The 242-nt window shown below is 67.8% G+C and carries 1 pseudogene; it reads left to right on the forward strand.

What is annotated here, in order from left to right:
• Positions 1-242 (forward strand): annotated as a pseudogene (locus R0J87_RS24005) (nitrilase-related carbon-nitrogen hydrolase); the annotation flags it as partial.

The following is a 242-nucleotide window of genomic DNA, read 5'->3' on the forward strand; positions in this document are numbered from 1 at the left end:
CGGATGGAGGAGGACAAGTATTTCGCCGAGGGGCGCTACGTCGAGGTCTTTCCCTTCGATGCGGCGTGGTCGGCGGGACTCCTCGTCTGTGCCGACATCTGGAACCCGGCGCTCGTGCATCTCGCCGCGCTGCAAGGGGCGACGGTTCTGCTGAGCCCGGTGGCTTCGGCCGTGGAGGCGGTCGGCGGCGAGTTCTCCAACCCGGAGGGCTGGGACACGGCCCTGCGCTTCTACGCCATGAT

Source organism: Halomonas sp. SIMBA_159 (assembly GCF_046536035.1).
GTDB classification, from domain to species: Bacteria; Pseudomonadota; Gammaproteobacteria; order Pseudomonadales; family Halomonadaceae; genus Vreelandella; species Vreelandella venusta_A.